The following is a 6172-nucleotide window of genomic DNA, read 5'->3' as shown; positions in this document are numbered from 1 at the left end:
AGACTGAACCGCCGACGTGCCTTGCTGAATGCGTACTCGACACCCATGGAAATTCAGTTGGCAATGGGACATTTCTTATCTCGTCCGTTCGTGTTCAACTCAATCCTAAACGCATCTTGCAGCGCAGGAACGGCTTTCGCATAAACCGCCATGCGTGCACACCTTCTATCCATACAACTTTAAATTACAGAAACTCCGCAATCTTCCAACTCTCCAATTGGGGAGGCAGCAGAACTGAAAGACGCTTGCGAAAGCGGTGAAGAACCGCTTTTCACGTGATCCGCCCCCTTGAGGTCGTGCCGGATCGCGTGACATTTACCGTTAGGTAACGAATGACTTCGGAGCGGCGCAGCGCCCATGGCGGACGAACGGACCCACAACGCGATCAGAACCTCGGATTATGAGGCGATCGAGGCGGCCGTCATGGAAACGGAACGCGGGCGTTGGTTCCTCAAGGAATATGCGCGTCGGAACAGGAATTCCGACACCCGGATGGTGCTCGATGCCATCGAGGCGCTTGGACAAAAGGTTCAAGGCAATCGGGACGCCCGGTCGGACATGGCCGCGATGGTCCTCGCCATCGCCCAGGCGAAAAGCGCTTTGCGGGGCGATGCTACGGGTTCCGATGACGATCCCTTCGACAGCGTGCCCGAGGCCCTGAAAGCGAGCACCGAAGATCTGCGCTTGGCCGCGAAGCAAATTGCTGCCGAGAACGAATCTGTGAAGTCGAGCGCCGGCGAACGCATCGGCAGCCACGTCGCGCGGATCGAAGCGGCCGTTGCGCTTCAGGACGATGCGCTTCGCCGCGTCGAGACGATCATTCAGACGCTGCGTTATCTGGAAACGCGCATCCACGCGATGATGTCCTTTGACGAGACGCCGTCGGATTTCGCGGTCCAGAATGCCGCCGGCCCCCGCGACCTTGATGAAGTGCACCGGCCTGCCTTCCTCATGTAGGCGCATGCGCACGGCGCAGAGCGTTCATGGCAGGAAAGCGCTTTGCGGAATCACGTGCGCGTGATTGTGTGCCTTCGCTTCGTTTGGCCGCGCCTCCGTGAAACCAGTCCTCGGCATTGTGCTGAAAATTACGTCTGCCCTCGCCTTCACCATGATGTCGGCAGGGCTCAAGATCGTCAGCGACCGATATCCCACCGGTCAGTTGGTGTTCTTCCGCTCATCCTTTGCGATGATCCCGCTGCTTTTGTGGCTCGCATGGCAAGGCGATCTCATCAACGCGGTGCGCACGAAGAACGTCACCGGGCATTTCCTGCGCGGCTTCACCGGCACGTGCAGCATGGCCCTCGGTTTCGCCGCGCTCGCCTATTTGCCGCTCCATGACGCCATCGCCATCGGTTACGCGTCGCCCCTGATCGTCGTGGTTCTGGCGGCGCTGATCCTCAAGGAGACGGTGCGGACCTATCGCTGGACGGCGGTCGCCATCGGCTTCGTCGGGGTGCTGATCATGCTGTCGCCCTACCTCAACCCGAAGATCTTCAGCGGCGCGATGGGTGCCGGCCCGACCATCGGAGCGTTCCTGGCGATCATGGGAGCGTTGTGTTCGGCGGCGGCGACCATTCAGGTGCGTCGATTGACCAGCAGCGAGAAGACCGGCGCCATCGTCTTCTACTTTTTCCTGCTCTCGTCAGGTCTGGCTCTCTGCACCAGCTTTTTTGGATGGCGCCTCCCGCCATTGGGGGATTTCCTCCTCTTCGTCCTGATCGGTATCCTCGGCGGAATCGGACAGATCCTGGTCACGCAGAGCTATCGCTTCGCCGATACGTCGATCATCGTGCCATTCGAATACACGACAATGATCTGGGCCATCCTGTTCAGCTGGCTGATGTTCGGAGATCTGCCGGAGCAGACTGTCGTCATCGGCGGGATCATCGTCGCCGTCTCCGGGCTCTTCATCATCTGGCGGGAGCACAAGCTGGGTGTCATGCGATCAGCTGAGCTGGAGACCTCAGCTCGTCGCCCTGGCGGATGATCCGAGGACGCAACCGGACCGCGTCTCCGCGACCCTTGACCAAGCCCCCCTTCTCCCCCACAACCGGTTTACGGAACGAACGTTCGGAATTCCGGAACGGAGCGAGTGAACCATGGGCGTCGAAGGCAAAGAGCGGAACCGTGAGATGGACATGGGCGCACAGGTCCTGTCCGGGCATATGGGCAAGACGATCCAGCGCCTCCGGAAGGCCTACAATCTTTCGCTCTCGGAACTCGCCGAGCAATCCGGGGTCGCCAAGTCGATCATCAGCCAAATCGAGCGCAACGAGACGAACCCGACGCTCGCCACGATCTGGCGCCTGAGCCAGGCCCTCGATGTTTCGATCGAGCGGGTCCTGGCGACGGGCGACGAGGAGCCCTTCATCGAGAAGGCTTCGCGCGCCGACACGCCGATCCTCGTCTCGGAAGACGGCAAGATGCGGCTCGCCATCGTCGGCTGGATCAAGACCATCGAGTGGCTGCAATGGTACGACGTGCAATCCGATCCGAGCGGCGAACTCGATTCCGACGGCCATCAGCGCGGCTCCGTCGAGTGCCTTTCGGTCCTCGAGGGTGAATTCGAAGTGCAGATCGGCGACGTTGTGCACCACGCCAAGGCCGGTGAGACACTGCGTTACCGTTGCGACCGACGGCATATCGTGCGTTGCGTCGGYGACACGCCCGGCCGCGCGACGATGGTCTGCATTCTCAAAGCGGCGGTGATGGACTGAGGCTATTGGCGGCCGCCCCCAGCGGCGGAAGCTCACGGATGGCGAGCCCCTTCAACGTTCGGCGAATGTGGCGGCGGGTCGGGGCTAGCCGCACGAGCCTGTCGGCATTCGCATCGATGTAGTTCAGCATCGCCAGCGGTTGATCGAGCGGCAGATCGAGACCCGCCGATAGAGTCCGGGGCAGATCGAAACGCCACCAGCAAACCTCCAAGAGGCGCTCGATCAGCATCGTATCGAAACGATATTTGATGATGCGCGCCGGATTGCCGACGACGACCGCATAGTCCGGGACGTCTCTCGACACCACCGMGCCGGCCCCAATGACGGCGCCGCTGCCGATCTTGACCCCGGGGATGACAGTGGCCCCCATCCCCACCCAAACGTCGTGTCCGAGAAGTGTCCGCTTGGGCTTACGCTCGAATTGCAGCGGCGGCGGAGCATCGACGAAGTCGGAGAAGATGTTGACGTGTGTAAACGGATGGGAGGTCAGCCATTCCGTCGGATGAGAACTGCCGAGCATCCGCACTTTGGGCCCGATCGAGCAATACCGGCCAATCGAGACGTTGTCGATTTCGCTCCCCGGCGAGACGTAGGTGTAAGCGCCGAGTTCAGTCTGGCGGACGAGGACGCCACGGTGAAGCTTGACCGGCGTTTCCCAAATCGTCTCGTTGGGAACCTGTTCGGCGCAGTCCAAACCATGCTTCAGGAGCGCTTGGTGAAGGGAACGTGGCGTTTCACTCATCCAAACATTATAACATTAATATAGGGCCTTCCGCTACTGCCTCGGCGCAGGCGAGCCTACGGCTTCTTGGCGCTCGGTCTGGGTGGAAGCGACAGCAGGTATTCGGCCATGGCAGCCCGGTCGGCGTCCGGCAATTGAGCTGTATTGCGGACGACCGGAGCCATTGCCCCGCCGACCGTATCGAACGTCGGGGTCTCGCCGGTCTTCAGCAAGGTCGTCAACTCATCTTCGGACCACCCTCCGATTCCGGATTTGTCCGGGGTGATGTTTGGAACATTGACGCGGCCGCCCTCGGGATCGGGCCCCCCCGCAAAGCGCCGATCGGGGATGATGGCGCCGGCGAAATTCCGCTCGCTGTGACACTCGGCGCAATGCCCTGGTCCGTTGATCAGGTAGGCGCCCCGGTTCCAGCTCGCGGGCTTGGCGCCATCCGGCGTAAACGGATGGCCATCGAGGAAAGCGAGTTTCCACAATCCGACACCGCGTCGGRCATTGAAGGGAAACGGCAGATCATGGCCCGGCGCCCGACCTTCGACAGGCGGCAAGGTCGTCATGAAGGCGAAAAGATCAGCCAGATCCTTCGGCGCCATGCGTTGATAGGAAGTGTAGGGAAAGGCCGGATAGTAGTGCCGGCCATCGGGGGACACGCCCTCGCGCATGGCGCGAATGAAATCGGTCGCGCTCCAGGCGCCGATTCCATCAGCCTTGTGCGGCGATATATTGGGCACGTGGAAGGTGCCGAAGGGCGACTTGAGAGCGAGCCCGCCGCCGAGACGGGTCTTGTCGTCCTGATCGGGCGTGGCGTGGCAGGATGAACACCCGCCGGCAAAAAACAATGTCCGGCCGTTGGCGAGATCGGGCCGCGCCGACGCCGCGCGGGCGACAGCTCCAGCCTCGTCACCGCCGCGCAGGAACGCCCACGCGGACGGAGCCGTCAAAAGAAAAAAGCCCGCTGCGCCTAGCAAAACCAATACCAGCAAGGCGACCAGCGCTTTTCTCATACTCGGGATCCTTCAGCGGGTGGACGGACAAGGCCGCCCACCCCGGGCATGTCAGCTCTTGCGGAACGTCTTGTGGCAGGTCCCACAATTCTGAAGAACCTTGGGCATTTCCGCCTTGAAGGAGGCGTCATCCTTGATGGACGCGAAGGCCGCCTGGGCGTCCTTGTCGAACTGGGCGAAGTGAGCCTCGAAATCGGCCTTCTTCTCCCAGATCACCGGCAAGGCCCCGGTCTTTTCACCATCCTTCGGCGGCTCGGTGAAAAGCTTGGGAGCCTGCTTTGCGTTCTGTGAAAACGTCTGCAAGGCGGCCTGGATCTTCTTCAGGTCGAAGGTCTCCTGCTCCTTCAACATCGCCGAGATCGTGCGAACCTCGCCGCCAAATTGCTTCATCAGGCCCTGGCGCTGCTCGATGACGTTGCTCTGAGCGATCGCTGCCGACACGCCTAGCGTCAGAACGCCGGCGATAAGTACACTACGCTTCATTCAATTGCCCCTCTGGTTGGCTTGCGGGTTTCACCCCGCGGTCAGCCTAAACCAGATCGCTTGATTTGCGCCCGTGTGGACACCCCCACTTTAGAACAAATCTACGTGAGCGAGGCGGCACTAGTGGTCGACCGGCTCGCCGGCCATGATCCAGTCCTTGAAGCCGCCTTTGTAATGCTCGTTGATGGGAAGCCCGTAGGCCTGTGCGAGCGCAAGCGCTTTCAGCGAACGGACCCCGGCCGCGCACGAGAACACAATCCGTTTGTCTCCCGGCAGGCTCGTCGGATCGAAGGTCGACAGCGGATTGGAGACCGCGCCAGGGATATGGCCAGCCGCGTATTCATTCGGTTCGCGGACGTCGACGATGACCATGGTGCCGTCCCGCAAACCTTGCTTGATGGCTTCCCTGTCCAGGTCGACCACCGCATTGCTCTCGCTCATGACGCTCCTCCAATAAATCGCCGGATCATGGGCACCGTCTAGAACGCGATGCCGAAGATCCCAAGCGGTTTCGTGCGCTCTCATGCCGAGATCGCGATACGAGCGTGTTCGATGACCTCAGACCGCTTTGATCCAAAGCCATCGTAACGGGGAGCGTCAGCCGAACTATTGGCCGAGCGGCGGAATCCGCAGGACCCAACCAGGCTGAATCATATCGGGATTTTTCACCGGTGGGCTGTTGGCCTTCACGATTTCCGGGTACTTGGCCCCATGGCCTTTGCCATAGTGCTTCTCCGCGATGGCCCAGAGCGTATCGCCCTTGACGACCGTGTACATGACGGACTGCGTGGCAGGCTTTTGAATCTGAAGTCCAGTCGTATCGACCTCCGCCACCCCGTAGGTGTTTCCAAGAGAGAGGATGAGCTTTTCCGCTTCCTCCTGACTCATGGCCTGGCCGGACAATTTGACCTTGTCCCCGTCGACCTGGACATTGACCTTTGTGGCATCGAAACCGTGTTTCTCGACCTCTTTCTGTAGGCTGTCGGCCGTCGCGGCCTGAGCGCTGCCACCAAACAGCTTGGCGCCCGCTTCCTTGATGAATGTGAACAGACCCATGCCCAGTCTCCCTCCACGTGAGGCTTGGCCGCGCGGCCAAGCTTTGAGAAGACGCGCGAGGTCCGGCATATGTTCCGCTGGGAGAGCCCTCTCAGCCCATCGACGAGAAGATATCGGCCAAGGACGGCAGGCGGTCCTTCAGCCGGAGCAGCGCGATCAGGTCGATCTGCACG

General features: G+C 61.0%; 8 protein-coding genes. 3 read left to right on the top strand and 5 right to left on the bottom strand.

The window, feature by feature from the left end:
* Positions 1-357: 357 nt before the first annotated feature.
* The 3 genes from AC1DT3_RS10145 (at position 358) to AC1DT3_RS10135 (ending at position 2717) form a co-directional block, all read left to right on the top strand.
* The gene (locus tag AC1DT3_RS10145; RefSeq protein WP_477465132.1) at positions 358-957 is read left to right on the top strand and encodes a hypothetical protein; all 600 of its coding nucleotides are present in this window, start codon (positions 358-360) and stop codon (positions 955-957) included.
* A gap of 97 nt (positions 958-1054) precedes the next feature.
* Entirely contained in the window at positions 1055-1987 is a 933-nt protein-coding gene (locus tag AC1DT3_RS10140; protein ID WP_477465131.1) for a DMT family transporter, read from the top strand.
* Between the two features lie 112 nt (positions 1988-2099).
* The gene (locus tag AC1DT3_RS10135) at positions 2100-2717 is read left to right on the top strand and encodes a helix-turn-helix domain-containing protein (RefSeq protein ID WP_477465130.1); all 618 of its coding nucleotides are present in this window, start codon (positions 2100-2102) and stop codon (positions 2715-2717) included.
* Here AC1DT3_RS10135 and AC1DT3_RS10130 read toward each other — a convergent pair.
* The 5 genes from AC1DT3_RS10130 to lysM form a co-directional block, all read right to left on the bottom strand.
* Positions 2695-3459 carry a CatB-related O-acetyltransferase gene (locus tag AC1DT3_RS10130; RefSeq protein WP_477465129.1) on the bottom strand — a complete coding sequence of 255 codons (765 nt, stop codon included), beginning with the start codon at positions 3457-3459 and terminating at the stop codon, positions 2695-2697. The two genes, AC1DT3_RS10135 and AC1DT3_RS10130, sit on opposite strands and share 23 nt — an antisense overlap.
* Positions 3460-3515: 56 nt before the next feature.
* Complete coding sequence (locus AC1DT3_RS10125) at positions 3516-4460, bottom strand: c-type cytochrome (RefSeq protein ID WP_477465128.1); 945 nt, start codon at positions 4458-4460, stop codon at positions 3516-3518.
* Between the two features lie 51 nt (positions 4461-4511).
* Complete coding sequence (locus AC1DT3_RS10120; protein ID WP_477465127.1) at positions 4512-4943, bottom strand: c-type cytochrome; 432 nt, start codon at positions 4941-4943, stop codon at positions 4512-4514.
* A 120-nt stretch (positions 4944-5063) separates the two neighbouring features.
* Positions 5064-5384 carry a rhodanese-like domain-containing protein gene (locus tag AC1DT3_RS10115; RefSeq protein ID WP_477465126.1) on the bottom strand — a complete coding sequence of 107 codons (321 nt, stop codon included), beginning with the start codon at positions 5382-5384 and terminating at the stop codon, positions 5064-5066.
* Between the two features lie 165 nt (positions 5385-5549).
* Positions 5550-5999, bottom strand: coding sequence for a peptidoglycan-binding protein LysM (gene lysM / locus AC1DT3_RS10110; protein ID WP_477465125.1), 450 nt, complete (start codon positions 5997-5999; stop codon positions 5550-5552).
* Positions 6000-6172 lie beyond the last annotated feature (173 nt).

Source organism: Microvirga sp. P4_G7, assembly GCF_056401005.1.
Note: the sequence above shows the minus strand (reverse complement) of the source record. Positions and strands in the feature narration are given on the sequence as shown.

What these genes read in the sequence shown, in the direction of transcription:
- AC1DT3_RS10145 (WP_477465132.1), top strand. Translation starts at nt 358, where the DNA reads ATGGCGGACGAACGGACCCACAACGCGATCAGAACCTCGGATTATGAG.
- AC1DT3_RS10120 (WP_477465127.1), bottom strand. Translation starts at nt 4,943, where the DNA reads ATGAAGCGTAGTGTACTTATCGCCGGCGTTCTGACGCTAGGCGTGTCG.
- lysM (WP_477465125.1), bottom strand. Translation starts at nt 5,999, where the DNA reads ATGGGTCTGTTCACATTCATCAAGGAAGCGGGCGCCAAGCTGTTTGGT.
- AC1DT3_RS10115 (WP_477465126.1), bottom strand. Translation starts at nt 5,384, where the DNA reads ATGAGCGAGAGCAATGCGGTGGTCGACCTGGACAGGGAAGCCATCAAG.